This window comes from Cupriavidus sp. GW823-FHT07B10, from assembly GCF_058794355.1.
The window spans coordinates 239,369-261,940 of the sequence record NZ_JBXAGS010000009.1 but is presented as its reverse complement, the minus strand read 5'-3'; the positions used below and the strand labels follow the sequence as shown (position 1 = coordinate 261,940).

Genomic DNA, 22,572 nt, shown 5'->3' with positions numbered 1-22,572 from the left:
CTCTGTGTGGACCCGAAGGTCCTCGCTCTTTCGAGCGGTCGCTCACTCTCAGAAAACTGACTGACCAGATCCGAAGACCCAGTCACGTTTTGCTGTGCGAGCACTGTATAACTTGTAAAGCTAAAAGACCGAAGTCTTCCGCATCCGTTATCAAGCGCCCACACTTATCGGTTGTTTGGTTGTTAAAGAACCCGCCCTTTCGGGCCGCATCCGGCTTTGCCGTTTGCGTTGCTGCGTTTTGTTTGCAGCGGAGAAACGAGACTATAAAGAAGTTTCTGCGATTAATCAATCATTTTCGAGAAATTCTTTATTCTGGAAGGCACACTCTTTCGGATCGAGTTAATCCTTGCAAGTCTTTTCCCACCCCCGTTGCGCGGTGCCTTGCGAACGAGGGGGCGAATCTTAATGCCTGGATGCCTGCCTTGCAAGCGTTTTTGAAAAGAACTTGAATGAGCCTCCTTTGTCACTTGACCACGCCGACCCACGGCCTGCCGACGAGGGCGAACGCCTCATTACGCTTGCCAGCGCTGCAACTCGGACAGGATCTGTTCAGCGAGGAAGTCACAAGGCGGCCGCTTCGACTTTGCGCTGCGCGCCAGCACCAGCTCCAGCCCGGCTAGCTCGGGCAGCCCCTGGGCCTGGCCAAGGATGGTGAAACGGGCCGGAACGGCACATCGCGCGAGCGGCGCCACCGCCAGTCCCGCTTCGACCATGCTGAGCAGGCCGAGCAGGCTGGGACTTTCATAGGACATGCGATAGGCGATCCTGGCCTGCTCCAGGCTGCGGATCGCAATGTCGCGGGCGACGCTGCCCGACTGGAACACGGCAATGGGCAGCGGCCGCTCGTTCCAGATTTCGTGCGCCGCCGGCGATGCGGCCCACACCATCGGTTCCAGCCGGATGAACTCCCCGGACAACCCTTTCACTCGCGTTGCGCAGACCAGGTCGACCGATCCGTCCTTGACCATGGGCGCCAGCGCCACGCTTGGCAGGCCAATGACCTGGATCTCGACCTTGGGATAGGTCGCGGAAAACTTCTTCAGGATCGCGGGCAACAGGGACGAGGCATAGTCGTCCGGCATGCCGAGCACCACGCGCCCGGTCACGTCGGGGCGGACCACGGCCGCCCAGGCCTCGTCGCGCAGGGCCAGCATGCGGCGCGCGAAGCTCAGCAGGACCTCGCCTTCCGGGGTCAGCACCATGTTCCTCGGCCTGCGCACGAACAGTGGCTTGCCCAAAGCTTGCTCAAGCGCCTTGATCTGCATGCTGACCGCCGACTGTGAGCGGTGCACGAGTTCCGCCGCGCGGGAAATGCTGCCGGTATCGGCAACCGCCACCATCATGGCCAGGACATCGAGGTCAAGCGCTTTCACTGGTATCAGAAAAACTGAAGCAACAGATCAATTTTACGCATTTTTCTTAACCATCGGTGCTCGGGCATACTGGTCGAAAACGTTGACCACCTATGCCACACGCGAACATGGACCACCCCTTGCGCGACAGCCTCGCGCGCGAACTGCATGCCCGCCCCTTCCTGCGCATCGGCGGCCCCGCCTCGCTGACGCACTTTGCCATCTATGCCGACGGCGATACCGCCGTCCACCATGCCTTGCTGGCCGACTTGTGCAGGCTGACCGGGCTGGAGGTACCGGCCGACGGCGTAACGCACTATTCAGGGCGTTGGGGCGATCACAAGCAACTGAAGTGGGAGCGGCACACCGAGTTCTCCACCTTCACGTTCGTGGCGCGGCGTGGTGACGCGGACTACTTCTCCGACCTGGCCACCGCCCATATCCCGGCCGAGTGGTTCGACAGCTTCGCCGGCAAGCGCCTGGTGGCGCTGCGCATGGAGCTGGTCTCGGGCGAGGCCGCGGCCCATGCGCGCGACCACGTGCGGGAATGGATCGACGGCCCGACCCTGGCGGGCAGCCACGTGCTCGGCGGCGGCGAGGTGTTCTGCGACTGGACCATCCCGCCAGATGGCTTTACGCGCTTCCTGGTCATCGACAACGGCTTCCGCGAAGTGCAAGGCGGACGGCTGCTGCAGCGGCTGTATGAAATCGAGACCTACCGGATGATGGCGCTGCTGGCCTTGCCGGTGGCGCGTGAACTGGGCCGCAGCGTGGACAACCTGCAGCGCTCGCTCGCGCCGCTGATGCGCAGCATGGACACGAGCCAGGGCGGCCGCCACGATGCCGAGCTGCTGGAGCGGCTGACGCACCTGGCGGTCCGCATCGAGGCGCTGGCTGAATCCGGCAACCGCTTCAGCGCGTCGCGCGCCTACGAGAAGCTGGTGCTGGCGCGCATCCAGGAATTGCGTGAAGAGCGCATCGAAGGCATACCGACCATTGCCGAATTCATGGAGCGCCGCTTCGCGCCTGCCATGGAGACGTGCAGGTCGGTCTGGGCGCGGCACGAGCAATTTGCCGGCCGCGTGGCGCGCGCGCTCGACCTGCTGCGCACGCGCGTCAACCTGGCGCAGGAGCAGGACACCACGCGCCTGCTCGAGGGCATGGACCAGACCGCGCGCAGCCAGCTGCGGCTGCAGCACGCGGTCGAAGGCCTGTCGGTCGCGGCCATTTCCTACTACGTGCTGTCGCTGACGGGCACCGGGCTCAAGGCGCTGCATGCGGTGCACCTGCCGCTGGACCCGGAACTGATCAAAGGCGTGCTGATCCTGCCGGTGGTGCTGCTGGTGCTGCGTGCTACCAGGCGCAGCAAGCATGCCGGGCAAAAAGCGGCGGCGCGGCGCCCGGCTGCGAATCAGGCCGCATAGGGCAGCTAGCCTGCTGTCCCGCCCTGCCCCGCGGCTGCCGTGGCTTGCCGGAGGAGATGCATCGGGCCAAGGCTCTCAATAGCCTGCATCTGCGCCGCATCCCGGACAAAAAGCGAGCCGGCGAACGCCAGGGCATTGACTGCGATGCCTTCCACGCACTCCATGGATCTCGGCACCAGCAGCAGCCCCGCGGGCATGACCAGCAGGTTGTACGGCGCTGACGGGTGCAGGCCGCCCTCGACATCGACCGCGCGCACGCCAACCGCATCCAGCAACGCGCGGTAGCGCTCGCACGCCGTGCACGCCATCTCTTCCACCGGCGCCGCGGACAGATCCAGCGGCGCGAACGCATGCGCAAATGCCAGGCCGGGAACGGCACCGATGGCGCCGGCGATCCGTGCCGACGCCAGCAAGGGACCAATCGGCAGCGCCGGCCCACCCTCGGCGAACGGCAACGGTACGATCTGCAGGTGTTTGTGGGCCTGGCTCGCTCCCGCGACTGCCCCGCCGTTGTAGAAGCCCAGGCTCGGGAACTCCGCCATGCAAGCCAGCAGCGCTTCAAAGTCCGCCACGGTCAGCAGGGATTCCTGCGCTTCGAAGCGGCGCGTGACGATGAGCAGGTGATGCTCGATGACATTGAACTTGTTGAGCAAGGCCACATGGGTGTCGGAGATATCCGCGACAAACAGTTCCGGGTCATAGGGCAGGAATGGATTGCTCCCGGCGCTGCTGGTCGTGCGTGCCTTGTCCTTGCGAGCCAGGCTCGATACCTGGCGGACCAGAAACCGCACGCCACCGTCCTCGATCGCCGCCTCGATGGTTTCGATCGGGCACAACGCCCCGCTCTGCAAGGCATGCGCCGTCCGCTGCAGGATCGCCGGCCACAGCGTGCCAGGCTGAAGGTGTCGATGGTGCATGGTTGGCTTTCGCTAGCGTCAGTCCTGCTCGCGCAAGAGCATCGCCACGTTGCGCTCCGCGAGCGCCGCGATGGTTCGCGAAGGATTCAGGCCGAGCGGACGCGGGACGATCGCTCCGTCCATGACATACAGTCCCTTGTAGCCAAATACCCGGCCCCTTGCATCGACGACTCCGTCTGCAGCGGAGGTTCCCATGTTGCAGCCTCCCAGCGGGTGCGGTGTGATCAGGTTGTGCCACCGTCGCCAGGTGAGCGGTACCCACGGATCCCCGCCAGTCGCTGCCGAGAGCTGCGTATGCGCTGCAATCATGGCCTCGATGACGGCCACCGATGCCTGATAGGACCAGTCGAGCCGCAGCACACGACGCCACGGTGCGTACCACGTGCGGCCCAGTCTCAGCTGGCCATCGCCAGGGTCCACGCCCTGCCCGAACCAGGGCATCATCTGCTCGACCGGATCGCCGTCGTCAAACAGTCCTCCGACCTCCTTCCACACGGCACGCAGCTTGCGGGAACGCGTTCGCTTCATATGGCGCCGAATGAAGTTGCCTGCGAGGTTCGGGATTCCACCGTCCTCCACGAAGAGCGCCTGTCCGTTCGGGCCGCTGTGGTCCAACAGGTCGATCGCTGCGGAGATGGTTACGCCATGGGAAGGAGAGATCGTCCTGTGGTCATAGTAGGCTGGCGTCACGAAGTCGCCATTGTGCGCCCACCCATATCCCAACCGTGGCGAAAGCCCCGGAAGTGTGCGATGCTCATCCCGACAGCGCAGCAGAAGCTCGGTGCTGCCGATGGAGCCGGCGGCCAGTATCACCCTGGCGGCCGTGACTGTGCCAGGGCTCGTCGTTTCGTTTTCCGGGTCGATCTTCCTGAAGCATACGCGCCAGCCCTGCTGCAGCGGCTCGAGCCGGTCTACCAGGTGCAGCGGAAGAATCTCGGCGCCATTGTCCTCAGCCACTGCCAGGTAATTCAGGTCCAGCGTATTCCTGGCCGATACCTGGCACCCCACGTCACAGTTGCCGCAGTGAACACAAGTGCCCTGCAACCTGCCGTGCTGGTTCATGAATGTCTGTGAATGACGGTCATCGCGGGCGTCTTGCCGTGTGGGGTCCCAATGCTCGGAAAATGTCACCGCCAGCGGCAATTTACGGAAGCGCCCGCCCCAACCGCAGGCTTCCGCCCCCTCGCGCAACAGCCGGGTTCGCTCGCTCAACTGGTTATCCGGCACTTCGCTCACCGCGAGCATGCGCCCGACCTCCTCATAGTGGGCTTGCAGGTCCGCATAGGTAACCTCTTTCGGCCAGCCCTGCTGGAAGGCTTCCGGCTTGGCTTCCACGGAAACGTTGGCGTAGATCAGCGAGCCGCCACCGACCCCGGCCCCGGCGATAACCCATACGTCAGAGAAGGTCCGGATATCGGCCCAGCCATTGAAGCGATTGGCGCGCTCCTGGTTCCACAGCCAGGGGTCGCTCTCGTCGCGCGGGTAAGTCGCGGGGCTCCAGCGCCGGCCGCGCTCCAGCACCAGCACCTTGCGGCCGGCCTGCGCGAGCCGGCACGCCGAGACTGCACCACCGAAGCCGCTGCCGATGACGACGACATCGTAGGCAAGCGCATTGCTCATCATGACGCTCCCTATCGTTGGATGATGATTGGCTTCTCCTCAATCATCCGCACCGCCTCGGGCGGCATTACCTGACCGTCTGCCGGCACGAACCGGGGGCCGGTCGCGCCGGGCTGGGCGCGTATGCGCCAGGTGCCATGGACCTTCGTCAATCGCTTGACGCCCTCGCCCAGCTTCCAATGACGGCAGACCTTCTCCAGCTTGAGCGGGTAGATCGTCAATTGCCCACCCTCGAACCGCATCCGCAGGAAGCATTTGTAATCGGCGATGCGCTGGGAGGAGAACACCTCCTCGGGGTGCAGGCGCCAAAGGGCATTGCCCAACACCATCCATGCGCCAAACAGCAGGCCACCGAGGGCGCCGCCCAGCAGCATGGCCTCGACCACGAACAGCAAGACGGGGGGCGCATTGTCCGCGCCAAAGACATGGAAGTTGAGCCGCATGACGAGCCATAGCAGCGCGACTGCCAGTGCCAGGTGCAGCAGCCCGTGCAACGCGCCGACAACGCACGCCAGGCGCACGCCGCGCCTGACATCCCTGGTCGACAGCGCAGCACAGGTAAAGACAATGGCCGCTGCGAACACCACCGACGCCGGACTGTGCGCCATGACCCGGAACAGTTGGTGGAACACCTCGCCGATATTCCCGAATGTCACTTCGAGCCCGGCCAGCCTGTCGACGAAGCTGCGTTGATCGCGCCCGGGGACAGATACCAGGCTCGCGCTTTGAATGATCCAGTCGAACAGCAAGTACAGGATCGCCACCAGCGCACAGAACGAGAGGTTGCGCGCAGGCAGTTGCCACGCGCGATTGCGCAATTGCCGGGAAGCGGATTTTTCCGGATACGCTGACTTCAGTTCGTAGAACTGTCTGGCCGGGCCCACGACGATAGGCCTCGGCGGATCTGGCAGCAGGTGCGTGCCGTGAAGAAATGCACCGCCGCCTCCGCAGGTGATGCGATGCGGTCCCGCCGTGCCCTCTCGCGGCACGTAATGCGCGTAGTGGTGCGAGTTGCCGGCCAGCACCAGCGCGAGCCGGTCGCCCAGCATCCCCTCGATCTCGCTCAGGCTCCGGAAGCGCGGCGTCTTGGCCTCGATCGAAGGTACGGCCCGCCGCTCGCCGCGGCGCACGCGCTCCATCTCGTCAATCCAGCTCGCCTCGGGCGCGCACAATACGACGCGGTCACCGGGCTGCAGCGCCGTGTGCATCTTCTGGAAGTACTCGCGCTGCGGCCGGTCGATCTCAGACTCCAGTTGCAGGTCCAGGCCCCAGACCCACCAGCCGCCGGGCAACTGCAAGGCATAGTAGCCAGTGCGCTGGCGTGTCTCCCAGCCGCCCACGGGCTTGCCGCTGCAGAACAGGCGGGCGAAGCCACGCAGGCCATCGTACCAGTCGTGATTGCCAGGCGTGGCGACCATCCACGGCGCATCCGGCAACTTGATCGGCTGGTCGCTGTATGCGGGGCGCACGATCTCGACCGGCGCAGGGAATGCCGCCCGGAAGGGATCGACGAAGCGTGTCCGATAACCCTCATGGGCAGGGGTCGGATACACCTGGTCGCCACCCAGCAGCAGCACCTTTGCCCGTGGCAGCGTCACGCCTTGCTCGCGCAGCGTCACCGCGTGACTGACGCACAACGCCATGGAGTAGGTCGAGTCCCAACCGTCGCCGGTGTCGGCCAGATAGTCGACCCAGACACCGCCGTGCTCGTCGGCGGGCACCGGGAGCGGCGGGTTCGGATTCAGCGTGGTGAGTGCCGCCTGCACCATGCGCTGGTCGGCAAAGGCGCCGATCGCCATCGCCACGGCAACCCGCATGGCAGTGAACGGCAGCTGTAGCGGGCTCAGCCAGTTCACCATGGTTCTTTGGGTGTAGAGTTCCACGCGCCCGGTCGCGGCAGACGCGGAAGCGATCGTCGCGGAGCCGGCAGCATCGGCCGCAGCTTGCGAACCACCCGGATATGGCGACTCTGGTGCTGACCCGGAATGTTTCATCGCCTTCCCCCCCAAGACTTCCAGCTCGTCCGCAAGGATCGGGGCGCTCGCGCATGCTGGCGCGAGTGCCAGCCGTTGCCAATGGCCCTACGCCCTCAGCCCCTCAACATCTCCGCCGCTTCCGCAATCGCCCTTCTGATCCGTGTGTACGTGCCGCACCGGCAGATCACGCAGCTCATCTGGTCGGCGATCTCCGTCTCCTTCGGATTCCGGGTGCGCTTGAGCAGCGCGCTCGCCGCCATCAGTTGCGCGCTCTGGCAGTAGCCACACTGCACCACCTCGTGCTTGAGCCAGGCCGCCCGCAGCGCGCTCGCCTCGGGGCCGTCGAGTCCTTCGATGGTGACGATCTTCTTGCCTTCCATCTCGCTCGCCTGGTGCTGGCACGACAACACCATCTTGCCGTTGACATGCACCGCGCAGGCGCCGCACACCCCCACGCCGCAGCCGAACTTGGTGCCTGTCAGCTTGAGCTCGCAGCGCAGCACCCACAACAGCGGCGTGCAGCCGTCCGAGCGGACTTCGACGCTCTTACCGTTGACACTGATCTGATGGTCTGGCATCGCAGGCTCCGGAAGGCGGCAGGGTCTTCAGCAGCGGCAGGTCGCGCAGGCGCTCGCCGGTCGCATGGAACAAGGCGTTCGCCACCGCCGGGGCGATCGGCGGCGTGGTGGACTCGCCCACGCCCTGCGGCGGGCGCGTCGAAGGCATCACGTGTACCTGGATGTCCGGGCAGTCTCGCAGGCGCATGGCCGGAAAGGCGGTGTAGTAGTCCTCCTTCACCTTGCCTCGCTCCAGCGTGATCTTCTGCCACAGCGCTGCCGAAAGCCCGAACACAATGCCGCCCTCGACCTGCTGCTCGATCAGGGTCGGGTTGACCGGCATGCCGCAATCGATGGCGCAGAACACGCGATCCACGCGGACCTGCCCCATGTTGCCTACCGACACCTCGGCGACCTGCGCCACCACGCTGCCGAACGACTCGTGCAGGGCCACGCCGCGCCCCATCTTCGCCACGCCAGGCTGCTTGCGCAAGGGCTGGCCCCAGCCCGACATCTTTCTTGCCTGCTCCAGCACCGCGCGCTGGCGCTCATCCCTGAGCAGGCTCATGCGGTAGTCGAGCGGGTCCACCCCGACCGCCACCGCCAGCTCATCGACAAAGCTCTCCATGAAGAAGGCGTGGTGCGAGTGCCCCACCGAGCGCCAGTAGCCCACGGGGATGGCGAGGTCCACGGTCTGGTGGCCGACCCACACGTCCGGCCAGTCATAGGCCTGGTCGAAGGCGCCCTCCGCCGTGGACTTGTCCAGCCGCGACAGGAAGATGTCGGGCAGGCCGAAGTTGCGTTTCGCGACGCCCTCCAGCACTGACTGGCTGGCCGAGACATTGCGCACGGCGATGACCTTTCGGTTTTCGTCGAGCCAGGCCTCGAAGCGCGACACGCTGGCCGGACGGTAGAAGTCATGCCGCATGTCCTCGGGGCGCGACCAGATCGTCTGCACCGGCACGCCCTTGCGCCTGGCGGCAATGGTGGCCGCCTGGCAGATGAAGTCGACTTCGAGCCGGCGCCCGAAGGCACCGCCGATGAATTGCTGGCGCAGTTCGACCTTGTCGGTGTCCAGCCTGAGCGTCTTCGCCACGCAGCGGCGAGCCAGCCCGGGCATCTGCGTGGCAGCCCACACGATGGCGCGGTCCTCCTGGACCAGCACCGTGCAGTTGACCGGCTCCAGCGCGGCGTGAGCGAGATAAGGCGCCGAGTACAGGACCTGGATGGCGGGCTTGCCCTGCTTCATGGCGCGCCCGTTGCCATGCTCGTACCAGACGCGTGGGTCGGCGGCGTCGAGCGCCTTCACCAGCGTATCGCGGATGCCGTCGCTCGACAGCTTCGCCGCTTCGCCCTCGTCCCACTTGCACTGGACCTTCTCCACCGCCTGCATGGCGATCCACGCATCGCTGGCGATCACCGCCACGCCGCCGCTGCCGCCCTGGAGCGGAGGCAGCGCGACCAGGTCGAGCACGCCGGGCAACTTCTTTACGTCGTCGGGCGGGGATCCCCGCAGCGTGCCGCCCAGCGTCGGACACATCTGCACGCTGGCGTAGACCATCGCGTCCGCCACCACGTCGATACCGAAACTGGCTGTGCCGTGGAGCTTGGCAGCGGCATCAAGGCGCGCCGCGCGGGTGCCGATGAGCCTGTAGCTGGCCGGATCCTTCAGTTCGACCTTGCGAGGCAAAGGCTCACGCGCGGCAGCCGCGGCAAGTTCGCCGAAGGTGGCGCTGCGCCCCGACGGATGCACCACCTTGCCGGCCTGCGCGCGGCAGGCTTCGGCCTTGACGTCCCACTGCTTCGCCGCTGCCGCGCACAGCATCATGCGGGCGGCGGCGCCGGCCTCGCGCATCGGATGCCACAGGTCCCTGATGCTGGTAGAGCCGCCGGTGAACATCAGGCCCACCTCGCGCACGCCCTTGCGCGTGAACCATTCGGCGGCACGCCTGGGCCACCCCTTGTCGTCCGGCCGGAACGGCAGGTTGGCGACCACGCCCTCGATGTTGTTGTACAGGTTGTCGATGGGCGACGGCTCGACCCGGATCTGCGACCAGTCGGCCTCCATCTCCTCGGCCAGCAGCATCGCCGCGCCGGTATGCACGCCCTGCCCCATCTCGGCCTTGTTCATGACCACCGTGACGGTGTTGTCGGACGCCACCTTGATCCAGCCGTTCAGCGCAAACTGCCCGTCGCGCGCCGCCAGCGGCTCGCCGCCCGCCAGGCGCTGGCGCGGCGGCAGCCAGGCCCATCCGATCACCAGCGCACCGGCAGCGCCCGCACCGCCGAGCAGGAAGGCTCTGCGCGTCAACATGGCAAGACTGGCGGATCGATCATCATAGGAAGGCCCCGTGCCGCCGATGGCATGGCCTATATTAGGTCGGGAAGTGCCGCAGCGCGAATGCGAGCACGTGGTTGGCGCTATCGCGCAACACCCGACACGGACATGCCGCGCTGATGCCGCCTGCCGGCGCAGGTCGAACTGCTCCGTGACGGGTGCCCGTGTTCCGGCAGATCCTTGAGCTTGGGAACAAGCACCTGATCGACTGCCGCAGCCCCAGCCATCGAACAGTTTTCCATTAGAATCAGCAGCTTATGCTACTGCGGAAAGAGCGCCATCTGCCCAGCCAGCAGCGTCTCGAAATCGTCGTCCAGGAACGGCAGGATCGCATCGGCGATCGGCTGCAACTGCTTGTTGACGTAGTGGCCATAGTCGACCGGCGCCGACCGGGTCTCAAGCGGCTCCGGCCCTGAAACGGTCATCACGTAGCTGATCCAGCCGCCATGCTGATACTGGCGCGGACGTCCCTGGCGCTCGTTATAGGCATCGGCGATACGGGCGGCGCGGACGTGCGGCGGCACGTTGCGCTGGTAATCATCGAGCTTGCGGCGCAGCCGCTTGCGATAGACCAGTTGCTCGTCGAGCTCGCCGGCCAGGGTGCGACGCACGATGTCCCGCACATAATCCGCGTACGGCTCGCGGTTGAAGATCTTTTCATAAAGGGTCTGCTGGAAACGCTGGGCGAGCGGCGACCAGTCCGTGCGCACCGTCTCAAGCCCCTTGAACACCATCTCGATCTTCCCGTCAGGCCGTTCGACCTGGCCGGCATAGCGCTTCTTGCTGCCAAGGTCCGTGCCGCGGATGGTCGGCATCAGGAAGCGCCGGAAGTGCGTTTCGAACTGGAGTTCCAGCGCGCTTTCCAGTCCATAGGTCTGCCAGAGGTGGTCGCGCCACCAGTCGTTGACGTAGGCGACCAGGCTACGGCCGATCTGCCTGGCATCGGCTTCCGTTCGCGCGCGGCGCAGCCAGACGAATGTGGAATCCGTGTCGCCATAGATCACCTCATAGCCGCGGGCCTCGATCAGCGCGCGGGTCTGCCGCATGATCTCGTGCCCGCGCATGGTGATCGACGACGCCAGCCGCGCGTCGAAGAACCGGCAACCGCTGGACCCGAGCACGCCGTAGAACGCGTTCATGATGATCTTGAGCGCCTGCGAGAGCGGCTTGTTCCGGTCGCGCTTGGCGGCCTCGCGGCCTTGCCAGACTCTGGCCACGATCGCCGGCAGGCAGTGCTTCGTCCGGGAAAACCGCGCACCGCGGAAGCCAGGCAGCGAATCGGCATCGTCCGGATGCGCCAGGCCCTCGACCAGCCCGATCGGGTCGATCAGGAAGGTCCGGATGATCGACGGGTAGAGGCTCTTGTAGTCCAGCACAAGCACCGATTCGTAGAGCCCCGGCCGCGAGTCCATGACGAAGCCGCCCGGGCTGGCCTCGGGCGCCTTCTCGCCGAGGTTGGGCGCGACATACCCCTGGCGGTGCATCAGCGGCATGTAGAGATGCGTGAAGGCGGCGACCGAGCCGCCATTCCGGTCGGCCGGCAGGCCCGTGACCGTGGCGCGCTCCAGCAGGAACGGCAACAGCTCCGTCTTTTCGAAGATCCGCGTGACCAGTTCGCAATCGCGCAGGTTATAGCGCGCCAGCGCCGGCTTGTCCTGCTCGAACATGCGGTCGATGGCGTCCATGCGGTCGTACGGGTTGTCGACCGCCTTGCCCTCGCCCAGCAGCGTCTGCGCCACCGATTCGAGGCTGAACGACGGGAAGCTCCACGTGGCGGAACGCAGCGCCTCGATGCCGTCGATGATCAACCGGCCTGGTGCGCTGGCGAAATAGTGCTGCTGGGCGTTGTGCTCGCGCCATTCCATCTCGGCACCGCCGCGGCCGAGGCGCAGCGGAAGCTGGAACTTGCGCGCATGCTCGTGCAGCACGCGCAGGTCGAACTGGACCAGATTCCAGCCGATGATCGCGTCGGGATCGTGATCGGCCAGCCACTGGTTCAGCTTTTCCAGCAACTCGGGCCGCGTGGCGCAGTACTCGAGCGAGAAATCGACGTCGGCGGGCATTTGCGGCGCCGCACCCAGCATGTAGACCTGGCGCTGGCCGCAGCCTTCGAGCCCAATCGAATAGAGTTCGCCGAACGCGTTGGTCTCGATATCGAGCGAGACCAGGCGCAACTTGGGCCGGTAGCACTCCGACGGCTTCATCTGGGCATTGCGCAGCGCGCCGCCGGGGTCCGGCTCGCCGTCGAACCAGACCGGGGCGGTGATGAAGCGCTCCATCAGGTAGCGTTCGGGCGGGCGGATATCGGCTTCGTAGACATCCACGCCGGCGTCGCGCAATGAGCGGCTGAGCTGGATCAGTTGCCGATGCTGGCGGCAGTACAGGCCCAGTACGGGCCGGCGCTGGAAATCCTGGAGCCTGAGCGGGCGCAGCTCGACCTCGCGCTCGCGGCGCAGCAGCGCCTCGGCACGCTCGCGCTGCGACTCGGGGATAAACGCGACTGACGGCTGACAGGACAGGTGCAGGTGGCGCGGACCATCATCGGTCGCCAGCCAGAATTCGACTTCGGTGCCGGCCGGCGTATCGCGCCAATGTCGGGTCAGGATGAAACCCTGCTGAAGTGCCACGTTAGGTACATTGGGAAACGGCTACCGGTCGGGATTCTAGCGGATGGGCCGGGTGCGTGAGCCGCGTAAGCCACCCCGTGGCATCTTCGGTTCACGCAAAACGGTCGTGCAGGATAGCAGCGGTCAATTCGCGCTTCTTCCAGTACATATGGTGGATACGCTGCTGCAATTTGCCCAGCACCATGGGGTCGAGGCTGCCATAGGTCAGCAGCACGGCAGGCTGCGAGCCATCGCCCTCCTCATGTTCGAGGCTGTCGAACGGAGGAAACCCGTACTTTTCCAGGAAGGCCGCGATTTCCTCGTCCGAGGTGCCAGGTTCGATGTTGCCTAGCAGCAAACGACTCATGATGGTCTCTCCCAGTCGATGGAGGAGCGGCCCTGCCCCAGCCCCCTTTGCGGTTGGCACTGAGACGCCCTACCTTAATTCTAGGATGGGCTTTTGCCCTGCCGTGCCGCCTCGATCGCGGCGATATCAATCTTTTTCATCGTCATCATGGCGTCGAATGCGCGCTTGGCCGCCGCACGGTCGGGGTCGGTTATCGCCGCGCTGAGCGCGCGCGGGGTGATCTGCCATGACAGTCCCCAGCGGTCCTTGCACCAGCCGCATTCGCTTTCCTGGCCGCCATTGCCGACGATCGCATTCCACAAGCGGTCGGTTTCGGCCTGGTCGTCCGTCGCAATCTGAAAAGAGAAGGCCTCGTTGTGCTTGAAATGCGGGCCGCCGTTCAGCCCGAGGCAGGGAATGCCGGCGACGGTGAACTCGACCGTCAGGACATCGCCCTGCTTGCCGTCGGGATAGTCGCCCGGCGCACGGTGGACGGCGCTGACTGCGCTGTCGGGGAATGTCTCGGCATAGAAGTTTGCGGCATCAAGGGCGTCGCGGTCGTACCACAAGCAGATCGTGTTCTTGCTTTGCATGATGTGTCTCCTGGAAAGTCGAGCACCGGGAATCCGCCACCGGGACTCCAATGTCTCATATTCCGGTGGCGGGCGCAGGCCGCGCAAAGGGCGAGCTGAGGAGCCGCCAGCGGCCTCTGTCCAAGGGGCGTCGCCGCTGCCCGGCGCCAGTGCCGACTATGCCAGGCTGGTGCGCTTCGAGACCCAGCGCCGGGGCGAGTTGATCAGCAAGGCGAACATCGCGCTGGGCTGATGCCGCAGGACTTCTCGCGTCTCACTGGGCCTCCGCCGCGCGCACGAACGCGTCGCGGGCGGTGATCCGCTTGACGTAGTCCTGGATGCACGCGCTCTCGCTGATGCGCGGCGCACCGAATCGGCCCGCCCATGCCAGCGAGGCACCGAGATAGATGTCCGCCGCGCTGAAGGTCGCGCCGAGCACGAAGGGGCCGGGCGTCAGGGCTTGCTCGATGGCGTCGATCACATCGTCATAGTCGCCCCAGCCGACCGCCTGCTTCGGCAGCGGCGCCTCTTTGCGCATCATCCGGTCAGTCAGCGCGGGTTCGAAGCAACTGCCGCAGAAGAACAGCCACCGCAGCACCGTGCCGCGCGCGGACGAGCCTGCAGGCGGCATCAACCCGGCCTGCGGAAAGGCATCCGCCAGCCAGGCGATGATCGCGCCGTTCTCGGTCAGGACCGTGCCGTCATGCAAGACCAGCGTTGGAATCTTCCCCATCGGGTTGACCGCCAGGAACTCCGGCGCGCGGCTCTCGCCCTTGGTGAAATCGATGTGCTGCAGCTTGTACTCAGCCCCGACCTCCTCCAGCATCCAGCGCGCCACCGAGGCGCGGCTTTGGGGGTTGTAGTAGAGCGTCATGGTCATACCGTCCTCCTGCCGCGTTCGACCGCGTGGTTTCGACCGCAGCAGGATAGCATCCGCCAGCCGCCACAAACCGCTTCCGTTGTGAAAGCCCTCACCCGGCCAGCTCGACCGCCCGCGCGAGCCGTGCGACGCCCTCCCCGATCTGCGCCAGGTTCGTGCTCGCAAACGACAGCCGGAACGCGGCGCGCTGGCGCTGCTCCACATAGAATCCGGCACCCGGGACGAACAGCACCTTTTCCGCGATCGCGTGCGGCAGCAGTGCGGCAGCATCGTCGATGCCATCCAGCGCGGCCCAAAGGAACATCCCTCCCGCCGGCGATGCGAAACGGATGCGGTCACCAAAGGCCTGGCGCAGCGCCGCCGCGAGCTGGTCGCGCTTGTCGCGATAGGCCGCGACTTCCCGCGCGACCTGTGCCGGCAGCCCGCCCGCTTCCAGATACTGCGCCGCGGCCAGCTGGATCCATGGCGGCGTGCACAGGTCGGATACCTGCTTGGCAATCACCGCGCGGCGCACGATCTCGGGCGCGGCGACCATCCAGCCGATCCTCAGGCCGGGGGCCAGCGTCTTCGACAGGCTGGCCAGATGCACCAGCCACGGCCGCGCCTCGGGGACCGACGCGCACAGCGCCAGCAGCGAAGGCGGCGGCGCGCCATCGAAGCTGAGCGCCCCGTAGGGATCGTCCTCGACCAGCACCACGCGGTGCCGCGCCACCAGCTTCAGCAGCTGCAGCCGTCGTGCGGGCGACAGCGTGGCGCCGGTGGGGTTGGCGAAGGTCGGCACCGTATAGATCAGCCGGGGGCGCAACGACGGGTCGGCCAGCATGGCTTCGAGTGCAGCCACGTCCATGCCGTCGTGATCAGATGGCACGCCGCGTACGTCGGCGCCGGCCAGCCGCAAGGCCTGCAGCGTCGCGGAATAGGTCGGCTCCTCGACCAGCACCACGCTGCCGGGCTCGACCAGCGCGCGCGCGAGGAAATCGAAGCCCTGCTGCGAGCCGCTGGTCACGAGCAGTTCGTCCTGGGCCACGGGCGCGCCGCGCCCGGCCATCAACGACGCCAGCACCTGGCGCAGCGCCGGCGCGCCTTCGGTGGCGCCGTACTGCAGGCATTCGGCGGGCCGCTCGCGCAGCGCCGCCGCCGAGGCCGCGCCAATGCCGTCGACATCGAACAGCGCGGCGGACGGGTAGCCGCCGGCGAAAGAGATCATCCCGGGGTCGGACAGGTACTTGAACAGTTCCCGGATCGGAGAGCCAGCCGGGTTGCGCAGCGCGGGGACGAAGGGATAAGCGGCGTCGGAAGTCATGAGCGGATGCAGAACGTGCTGGACATGGGCGTGCTTCAGTCCACCGAAGCACCGGACAGGCGAACGATCTCGCCCCACTTCTGGCGGTCCTTCTTCAGCACGTCGGCAAATGCCTCCGGCGAGCTGGGCGCCGGTTCCGCGCCCAGCTCGCGCATTTTCGCCTGCACGCCTGGCTCGTTGAGCACGCGCGTCAGGTCCTGGCTGATCTTCTGCGCCACCGCCGTGGGCACCCCGCGCGGCGCAAGCAGGCCGAACCAAGGGCTGGCATCAAAGCCGGGGACGGGGCCCGCGGCGGCGACCGTCGGCACATTCGGAAGCGCCGACGAGCGCGCCGGCGTGGTCACGGCCAGCGGCTTGAGCTTGCCCGAGCGGATAAACGGCAGCGACGCCGGCAGGTTGTCGAACATCACGTCGACGCTGCCGCCCATCAGGTCGGCGATGGCCGGGCTGCTGCCCTTGTAGGCGACGTGGCTCATCTCCGTGCTGGTCATGCGCTGGAACAGCTCGCCCGCGAGGTGCGTGGACGTGCCATTTCCGGCCGACGCCATGTTGACGCGCTTGGGATTGGCTTTCAGGTAGGCGATGAACTCGGGCAGCGTCTGCACGCGCGCGCGTTCCGCAAACGCCGGCGACAGCACCACCACGTTGGGTACGCGCGCCACCATCGCGACCGGCGCGAAGTCGGCGTCGGCATCATAGGGCAGCTTCTTGTACAAGGCCGGGTTGATGCCGAACTCGCCCACCGAGCCCATCAGCAGGGTGTAGCCGTCCGCCGTGGACTTGGCGGCCGTGCCGGTGCCGACGATGCCGCCCGCGCCGGGGCGGTTGTCGACCACCACCGACTGCTTCCATTGCGTGGCCAGTTGCTCGCCGATCAGCCGGGCCACCATGTCGGTGGTGCCGCCCGGCGGGTACGGCACGATGATGCGCACCGGCTTGGCCGGGAACTCGAACGCGCCGGCGATGCCGGGCATGGTCGCGCCGAATGCAAGGGTGCCGGCGGCGAGCGCGCTGAACAAGTGTTTCATGCAGTCTCCTGTCTACCTGATGGTTGTCGTTATGAGGTTGTCGTGATGACGATGCCGGGAGGAGGCGGCAACGCAAGGATCGAATGATTTCTCATCAACTCCAAGCTTTCAAGCGAGATTTCCGTATAGGATGATGACCTAAGATCATCAACCCAGCCCTTCCCCGATGCGGCAACGACTTCCCAGCCTGTCCAGCCTGCGCGCCTTCGAGGCCGCCGCGCTGCACCTGAACCTGCGCCGCGCGGCGGCGGACCTGTTTATCACCGAGAGCGCGGTGTCGCGCCAGATTGCGTCGCTGGAAGCGCTGCTGGGCGTGCAGCTGTTCCACCGCGCCAACCAGCGCATCACGCTGACGGCGGCCGGCACGCTCTACAGCGGACAGGTGCGGGAGTTGCTGCGCAAGCTGCAGCGCGACACGCTCGACCTGATGGCGCACGAGGGCGCGGGCGGCACCGTCGAGCTGGCCTGCGTGCCCACGCTGGCGGTCGAGTGGCTGATTCCGCGGCTGCCGGCCTTCTATGCGCGGCATCCGGGGATCGTGGTCAATATCAGCGCGCAGTCAGACATCTTCCTGTTCGACGGCACCCCCTACGACGCGGCGATTCACTTTGGCGAGGCGGTCTATCCCGGCGCGCGTGCCGACCGGATGTTCGACGAAGAATCGGTGGCGGTCTGCCATCCGGACTTCTTCGGCGGCAGAAAGCGGATCAGCCCACATGACATCGCCCGGTCGCCGCTGCTGCACCTCGCCACACGCATTCTCGGCTGGAAGCAATGGATGGAAGCGGCCGGCATCGACGACGTCAACGCCATGCGCGGCGCACGCTTCGACCACCATTCCATGGTCATCGCCGCCGCACGCGCCAGGCTGGGCGTTGGCCTGGTGCCGCGCTTCCTCGTGGGGGAATACCTGGCAAACCGCCAGCTGGTCATGCCCGTCGCCCATTCGCAGCGCTCCACGAGCGCGTATCACCTGGTCTCGCCGGATACCCGGCCGATGAGCGAGGCGATGCAGCGGCTGCGCGAGTGGCTGCTGGAAGCCGCGGGCGAGTTTGCGACAAGGCAGTCCGCGACTGCGGACGATGCGGGCAAGTAGCCAGCCGACTCACGCCGCAACTCACACCACCATTTCCAGCCCCGGCGTCGGCCGGCGTTCCAGCAATGCGGCCAGCCTGCGCAGCGCGGCCGATAGTTGCGCGCGGTCCTCCACGCCACCGAGCGAGATGCGGATGGCAGTCGGCGCGTTGGGCCCCTCCCAGAACGCGTCGGACGGCGTCACGCGCAGGTCCTCCGCCAGCGCGGCCCGGGTGAGCTGCTGCGCCGACCAGTGCTCCGGCAAGCGGTGCCATGCGTGGATGGCGCTGGGCGGGAGCTGGCCGATCCCGCTCAGCCACCGGCTTGCCAGCGCGCATCTGGCCAACGCTTCGGTCCTGATGCCGTCGAGCAGATGCATGGCCGAGCCATCGTGGATCCATTGGGTCGCCAGGGCGGCGGTCATCGGTGCCGCCATCAGCGCGAAGGCCCGCAGCGATGCCAGCAGATCGTCGCCGCGCCTGCCCTCCGGCAGCATGACATACGCGGTCCGCAGCCCCGGACTGAGGGTCTTGGACAGGGTCGAGACATAGTACGTGCGCTCGGGAGCGAAGCTGGACAGCGGCGGCGGCGCTGACGGCGTCAGCAGCCAGTAGGGATCATCCTCCAGCAAAGTGACATCACAGTGCGCCGCGGCCCTGGCGATAGCCTCCCGGCGTGAAGCCGGCATGGTGTGCGTAGTTGGATTCTGGGCGGTCGGATTGAGGTAGGCCAGCGTGGCACCGTCGGCACGGGCCGCCTCGAGGGCGTCGGGGAGCATCCCGTCGGCGTCGACCGGCGCGATGATCACGCGCCGCCCGAGCTGTGCCGCGGCCGCGCGAATGCCTGGGTAGGCCAGCGGCTCACTCACGATCGCATCGCCAGGCCGGGTCCGGGCCAGGATCACGGCGGCCAGCGCAGCCTGGGCGCCCGGGCACACCACGAGCCGCGCAGTAGCGACCTGCCCGAATATCTGCGCGAGCCAGAGGGTGCCGGCTGACCGGTCAGCAGCACTGCCGCCGCCGAGCTGGTAGGTCATCAGCAGGTGCGGGTCGCTGTGCAGCAGCACCTGCGACAGGCCGCGCCGCAACAGGTCCTGGAAATCCAGCCCCGCCGGTGGCGGCGGCACGTTCATGCTCATGTCGATCACGCGCGCCAGCTCCGCCCGCGGCGCGGCAATGAAAGTGCCGAGGGCCCCGCGGGCATCGATCAGATGCCGCCGCTTGGCCTCGTTGTAGGCACGCGTCACGGTGGTCAGGTCCACGCGGAGGGACTTGGCCAGGCTGCGCTGTGGCGGCACGCGGTCGCCGGCTACCAGCCGGCCTTCGCCGATCGCACGCTCGATGAAGTCCACGATCTGCAAGTAGCGCGCGCCGCCACCCGTTGTGATCTCCAGATCCCATTTAGCACTGACTTCGGCTCGGACATCGGCTTCTTGCATGGATTTCATCCGGTAGATTTCTTCGATGTATGGGTTTTGTCTTGCATTAGCATGCCAGACATCACCGAGGGAATCCATACAAACCACGCCCGCGCGGGGCTGAGCCAGCACTTGAATCGGAGCGCGTGGCCGGGAGCCTTCGGTGATCCGTAACCAAGGTGTCCGAAATGCTCAAACCTATTGCCGGGCCGGCAGACAAGAATCGACAAGGCCCGCTCCCCCGCCCGTCCCCCGGCCCGCAGCGCCGTCTTCCCACACTGTTGCTGAGCGCCTGCCTGAGCGCGCTGCTGAGCGGCTGCAACCTGGAACTGCTCAACCCCAAGGGCAGCATCGGGGAACAGGAGAAGTCACTGATCCTGATCTCCCTGTTCGTCATGCTGATGGTCGTCATCCCCGTGATCGTCCTGACGCTGTGGTTCGCGTGGCGCTACCGCGAAACCAATACGAGCGCCACCTATGCCCCCAAATGGGCGCACTCCACCAGGATCGAGGTCGTGGTCTGGGGCATTCCCTGCGTCATCGTGGCCTGCCTGGCCGTGCTGATCTGGGATTCGACGCACAAGCTCGATCCCTATCGGCCGCTGGAATCGCAGGTCAAGCCGGTCCAGGTCGATGTGATCGCGCTGAACTGGAAATGGCTGTTCATTTATCCGGAATACGGCGTCGCGTCGCTGAACCAGCTTGCGATCCCGGTCGGCACGCCGGTCAATTTCCGGCTGACCGCGGAATCGATGATGAACTCGTTCTTCATCCCGCAGCTCGGCAGCATGGTCTACGCCATGGCGGGGATGCAGACGCGCCTGCACCTGATCGCCGACACGCCGGGCGTCTATCTCGGCCAGTCCGCTGCCTACAGCGGCCCCGGCTTCTCGGACATGCACTTCAAGACCCTGGCCACTTCGCGCAAGGAGTTCGATGCCTGGATCCAGGCTGCCCGCGCTTCGTCCCAGGCGCTCGACCTGAAGACCTACCGCACGCTTGAACTGCCCAGCAGCAAGGATCCCGTGACGCTTTACGCCGCCGTCGCGCCGAAGCTGTTCGACCAGGTCGTCGACAAATACATGCTGGAAAACGGCCAGATCTGCCGCGCGGACACCCCGGAATCTCTGCAGGCCTTCCAGCGCGTCCCGACGGCGCCCGCTGGCCGCATGGAGCAATAAGAATGCTTGGAAAACTCAACCTGGACGCCATCCCTCTCCATGAGCCGATCATCATGGGGACGCTGGCCGTCGTGATCGTGCTGGGCATCGCGCTGATGGGCGCCATTACGTACTACGGCAAATGGAAATACCTGTGGAACGAATGGATCTGCTCGGTCGACCACAAGAAGGTCGGCGTGATGTACATCATCCTGGCGCTGGTGATGCTGCTGCGCGGCTTTGCCGACGCCATCATGATGCGCGCCCAGCAGGCGATCGCCTATGGCGATGCCGCGGGCTACCTGCCGCCGCACCACTACGACCAGATCTTCACGGCGCACGGCGTGATCATGATCTTCTTTGTCGCGACGCCGCTGGTGCTCGGGCTGATGAACGTGATCGTGCCGCTGCAGATCGGCGCGCGCGACGTCGCCTTCCCGTTCGTCAATTCGCTGAGCTTCTGGATGTCGGCAATGGGCGCGGTGCTGGTGATGCTGTCGATGTTCGTCGGCGACTTCGCGGCCACCGGCTGGGTCGCCTACCCGCCGCTGTCCGAGCTCGGCTACAGCCCCACGCCAGGAGTTGATTACTACATCTGGTCACTGCAGATATCCGGGCTTGGCACCACGCTGACGGGCATCAACTTCATCGTCACGATCCTGCGCATGCGCGCGCCGGGCCTGAACCTGATGAAGATGCCGGTCTTCACCTGGACCGCGCTGATCACCAACATCCTGATCGTGGCGATCTTCCCGGTCCTGACCGCCACGCTGGCCCTGCTCACCGCCGACCGCTACCTCGGCATGCACTTCTTCACCAACGAGCTCGGCGGCAACGCCATGATGTACGTGAACCTGATCTGGATCTGGGGCCACCCGGAGGTCTACGTGCTGATCCTGCCGGCGTTCGGCGCCTTCTCCGAGATCATCGCCACGTTCTCGCGCAAGCCCCTGTTCGGCTACAAGTCGATGGTGTACGCCACCTCCTCGATCGGCGTGCTGTCGTTCTTCGTCTGGCTGCACCACTTCTTCACCATGGGCTCGGGCGCGAACGTCAATGCCTTCTTCGGCATCATGACCTCGATCATCTCGATCCCGACCGGCGTGAAGCTGTTCAACTGGCTGTTTACCATGTACCGGGGCCGGATCCGCTTCCATACCTCGACCATGTGGACCATCGGCTTTATGGTGACGTTCGCGGTCGGCGGCATGACCGGCGTGCTGCTCGCCATTCCCGGGGCCGACTTTGTCCTGCACAACAGCCTGTTCCTGGTTGCGCATTTCCATAACGTCATCATCGGCGGCGTGCTCTTCGGCTGCCTGGCCGCAATCACTTTCTGGTTCCCGAAGGTGTTCGGCTTCACGCTCAATGAGTTCTGGGGCAAGGTGTCGTTCTGGTGCTGGCTGGCCGGCTTCTTCCTGGCCTTCATGCCGCTCTACGTACTGGGCTTCAAGGGCATGACCCGCCGGATGAACCACTATGCCAACGTCGACTGGCATCCCTACCTGGTGGTGGCGCTGGTCGGTGCCTTCGTCATCGGCGCCGGCATCCTGGCGATGTTGGTGCAGTTCGCGGTCAGTATCCGCGACCGCAAGCAGAACCGCGACCTGACTGGCGATCCGTGGGATGGCCGCAGCCTGGAGTGGTCGACGGCCTCGCCCGCGCCGTTCTACAACTTCGCCCACGTGCCGCATATCACCTCGCTGGAACAGCACTGGGACGACAAGGAAGCCGGGCGCGCGTGGCGCCAGCCTGCGCGCTACGAGGACATCCATATGCCCCGCAACACCTCGGCAGGCTTCATCGTGTCGGCGTTCGGGCTGCTGTGCTGCTTCGCGCTGGTCTGGCACATGTGGCTGGTCGCCGTCGCCGGCCTGGTCGGCGCCATCGCGACCTTCGTCGTGCGCAGCTATGACCGCGACGTCGACTATTACGTGCCGGCCGCCGAAGTCGAGCGCATCGAGCGCGCGCGCTTTGCACAACTGCAGGAAGCTGCCTGACC

At 65.9% G+C, this 22,572-nt stretch carries 17 protein-coding genes; 4 read left to right on the top strand and 13 right to left on the bottom strand.

Going from position 1 to position 22,572, the window contains the following annotated elements; translation table 11 throughout:
• Positions 1–512: 512 nt before the first annotated feature.
• Positions 513–1,373, bottom strand: a complete 861-nt coding sequence (locus AC1Q6V_RS20495) for a LysR family transcriptional regulator (RefSeq protein WP_010811621.1) — start codon at positions 1,371–1,373, stop codon at positions 513–515.
• A 107-nt stretch (positions 1,374–1,480) separates the two neighbouring features.
• Between AC1Q6V_RS20495 and AC1Q6V_RS20490 the strand changes: the two genes are divergently transcribed.
• Positions 1,481–2,776 (top strand): DUF3422 family protein, encoded by a 1,296-nt coding sequence (locus AC1Q6V_RS20490; RefSeq protein WP_454750325.1) that lies wholly within the window; start codon positions 1,481–1,483, stop codon positions 2,774–2,776.
• A gap of 5 nt (positions 2,777–2,781) precedes the next feature.
• Here AC1Q6V_RS20490 and AC1Q6V_RS20485 read toward each other — a convergent pair whose 3' ends face one another.
• The 11 genes from AC1Q6V_RS20485 to AC1Q6V_RS20435 all read right to left on the bottom strand — a co-directional run bounded on the left by AC1Q6V_RS20485 (position 2,782) and on the right by AC1Q6V_RS20435 (position 16,919).
• Positions 2,782–3,693, bottom strand: a complete 912-nt coding sequence (locus AC1Q6V_RS20485; RefSeq protein ID WP_058697229.1) for an ATP adenylyltransferase family protein — start codon at positions 3,691–3,693, stop codon at positions 2,782–2,784.
• 18 nt (positions 3,694–3,711) lie between these two features.
• Positions 3,712–5,316 carry a GMC oxidoreductase gene (locus AC1Q6V_RS20480; RefSeq protein ID WP_010811618.1) on the bottom strand — a complete coding sequence of 535 codons (1,605 nt, stop codon included), beginning with the start codon at positions 5,314–5,316 and terminating at the stop codon, positions 3,712–3,714.
• 8 nt (positions 5,317–5,324) lie between these two features.
• Complete coding sequence (locus AC1Q6V_RS20475; protein ID WP_234788151.1) at positions 5,325–7,196, bottom strand: preprotein translocase subunit YajC; 1,872 nt, start codon at positions 7,194–7,196, stop codon at positions 5,325–5,327.
• A gap of 206 nt (positions 7,197–7,402) precedes the next feature.
• Positions 7,403–7,867: a (2Fe-2S)-binding protein gene (locus AC1Q6V_RS20470; protein WP_058697231.1), complete on the bottom strand. Its 465-nt coding sequence runs from the start codon at positions 7,865–7,867 to the stop codon at positions 7,403–7,405.
• Complete coding sequence (locus AC1Q6V_RS20465) at positions 7,836–10,160, bottom strand: xanthine dehydrogenase family protein molybdopterin-binding subunit (protein WP_454750326.1); 2,325 nt, start codon at positions 10,158–10,160, stop codon at positions 7,836–7,838. The genes AC1Q6V_RS20470 and AC1Q6V_RS20465 overlap by 32 nt, the downstream gene beginning before the upstream one ends.
• Before the next feature lie 284 nt (positions 10,161–10,444).
• The gene (locus tag AC1Q6V_RS20460; RefSeq protein ID WP_454750327.1) at positions 10,445–12,811 is read right to left on the bottom strand and encodes a DNA polymerase II; all 2,367 of its coding nucleotides are present in this window, start codon (positions 12,809–12,811) and stop codon (positions 10,445–10,447) included.
• 91 nt (positions 12,812–12,902) lie between these two features.
• Entirely contained in the window at positions 12,903–13,157 is a 255-nt protein-coding gene (locus AC1Q6V_RS20455; protein WP_010811613.1) for a hypothetical protein, read from the bottom strand.
• Positions 13,158–13,237: 80 nt separating this feature from the next.
• Complete coding sequence (locus tag AC1Q6V_RS20450) at positions 13,238–13,729, bottom strand: VOC family protein (RefSeq protein ID WP_010811612.1); 492 nt, start codon at positions 13,727–13,729, stop codon at positions 13,238–13,240.
• A 253-nt stretch (positions 13,730–13,982) separates the two neighbouring features.
• Positions 13,983–14,582, bottom strand: coding sequence for a glutathione S-transferase family protein (locus AC1Q6V_RS20445; protein ID WP_454750328.1), 600 nt, complete (start codon positions 14,580–14,582; stop codon positions 13,983–13,985).
• 97 nt (positions 14,583–14,679) lie between these two features.
• Entirely contained in the window at positions 14,680–15,891 is a 1,212-nt protein-coding gene (locus tag AC1Q6V_RS20440; protein ID WP_454750329.1) for an aminotransferase-like domain-containing protein, read from the bottom strand.
• Between the two features lie 35 nt (positions 15,892–15,926).
• Complete coding sequence (locus AC1Q6V_RS20435) at positions 15,927–16,919, bottom strand: Bug family tripartite tricarboxylate transporter substrate binding protein (RefSeq protein WP_454750330.1); 993 nt, start codon at positions 16,917–16,919, stop codon at positions 15,927–15,929.
• Between the two features lie 166 nt (positions 16,920–17,085).
• Here AC1Q6V_RS20435 and AC1Q6V_RS20430 point away from each other — a divergent pair, with 166 nt between their 5' ends.
• Complete coding sequence (locus tag AC1Q6V_RS20430; RefSeq protein WP_010811608.1) at positions 17,086–18,015, top strand: LysR substrate-binding domain-containing protein; 930 nt, start codon at positions 17,086–17,088, stop codon at positions 18,013–18,015.
• 21 nt (positions 18,016–18,036) lie between these two features.
• On the opposite strand, the gene AC1Q6V_RS20425 is transcribed toward AC1Q6V_RS20430, so the two are convergent.
• Positions 18,037–19,431, bottom strand: a complete 1,395-nt coding sequence (locus tag AC1Q6V_RS20425) for an aminotransferase-like domain-containing protein (protein ID WP_454750331.1) — start codon at positions 19,429–19,431, stop codon at positions 18,037–18,039.
• 167 nt (positions 19,432–19,598) lie between these two features.
• On the opposite strand from AC1Q6V_RS20425, the gene cyoA reads away from it, so the two are divergent.
• Together cyoA and cyoB are read left to right on the top strand one after the other, a co-directional pair.
• Positions 19,599–20,591, top strand: a complete 993-nt coding sequence (gene cyoA / locus AC1Q6V_RS20420; protein ID WP_011615206.1) for a ubiquinol oxidase subunit II — start codon at positions 19,599–19,601, stop codon at positions 20,589–20,591.
• Between the two features lie 2 nt (positions 20,592–20,593).
• Positions 20,594–22,570, top strand: coding sequence for a cytochrome o ubiquinol oxidase subunit I (gene cyoB, locus AC1Q6V_RS20415; RefSeq protein ID WP_439671661.1), 1,977 nt, complete (start codon positions 20,594–20,596; stop codon positions 22,568–22,570).
• The last annotated feature ends 2 nt before the right edge of the window (positions 22,571–22,572 follow it).

Coding starts and splice junctions, on each gene's coding strand:
- AC1Q6V_RS20455 (WP_010811613.1), bottom strand. CDS start 13,157: ATGAGTCGTTTGCTGCTAGGCAACATCGAACCTGGCACCTCGGACGAG.
- cyoA (WP_011615206.1), top strand. CDS start 19,599: ATGCTCAAACCTATTGCCGGGCCGGCAGACAAGAATCGACAAGGCCCG.
- AC1Q6V_RS20430 (WP_010811608.1), top strand. CDS start 17,086: ATGCGGCAACGACTTCCCAGCCTGTCCAGCCTGCGCGCCTTCGAGGCC.
- AC1Q6V_RS20450 (WP_010811612.1), bottom strand. CDS start 13,729: ATGCAAAGCAAGAACACGATCTGCTTGTGGTACGACCGCGACGCCCTT.
- AC1Q6V_RS20485 (WP_058697229.1), bottom strand. CDS start 3,693: ATGCACCATCGACACCTTCAGCCTGGCACGCTGTGGCCGGCGATCCTG.
- AC1Q6V_RS20425 (WP_454750331.1), bottom strand. CDS start 19,431: ATGCAAGAAGCCGATGTCCGAGCCGAAGTCAGTGCTAAATGGGATCTG.
- AC1Q6V_RS20465 (WP_454750326.1), bottom strand. CDS start 10,160: ATGTTGACGCGCAGAGCCTTCCTGCTCGGCGGTGCGGGCGCTGCCGGT.
- AC1Q6V_RS20490 (WP_454750325.1), top strand. CDS start 1,481: ATGGACCACCCCTTGCGCGACAGCCTCGCGCGCGAACTGCATGCCCGC.
- AC1Q6V_RS20435 (WP_454750330.1), bottom strand. CDS start 16,919: ATGAAACACTTGTTCAGCGCGCTCGCCGCCGGCACCCTTGCATTCGGC.
- AC1Q6V_RS20440 (WP_454750329.1), bottom strand. CDS start 15,891: ATGACTTCCGACGCCGCTTATCCCTTCGTCCCCGCGCTGCGCAACCCG.
- AC1Q6V_RS20480 (WP_010811618.1), bottom strand. CDS start 5,316: ATGATGAGCAATGCGCTTGCCTACGATGTCGTCGTCATCGGCAGCGGC.
- AC1Q6V_RS20470 (WP_058697231.1), bottom strand. CDS start 7,867: ATGCCAGACCATCAGATCAGTGTCAACGGTAAGAGCGTCGAAGTCCGC.
- AC1Q6V_RS20445 (WP_454750328.1), bottom strand. CDS start 14,582: ATGACGCTCTACTACAACCCCCAAAGCCGCGCCTCGGTGGCGCGCTGG.
- cyoB (WP_439671661.1), top strand. CDS start 20,594: ATGCTTGGAAAACTCAACCTGGACGCCATCCCTCTCCATGAGCCGATC.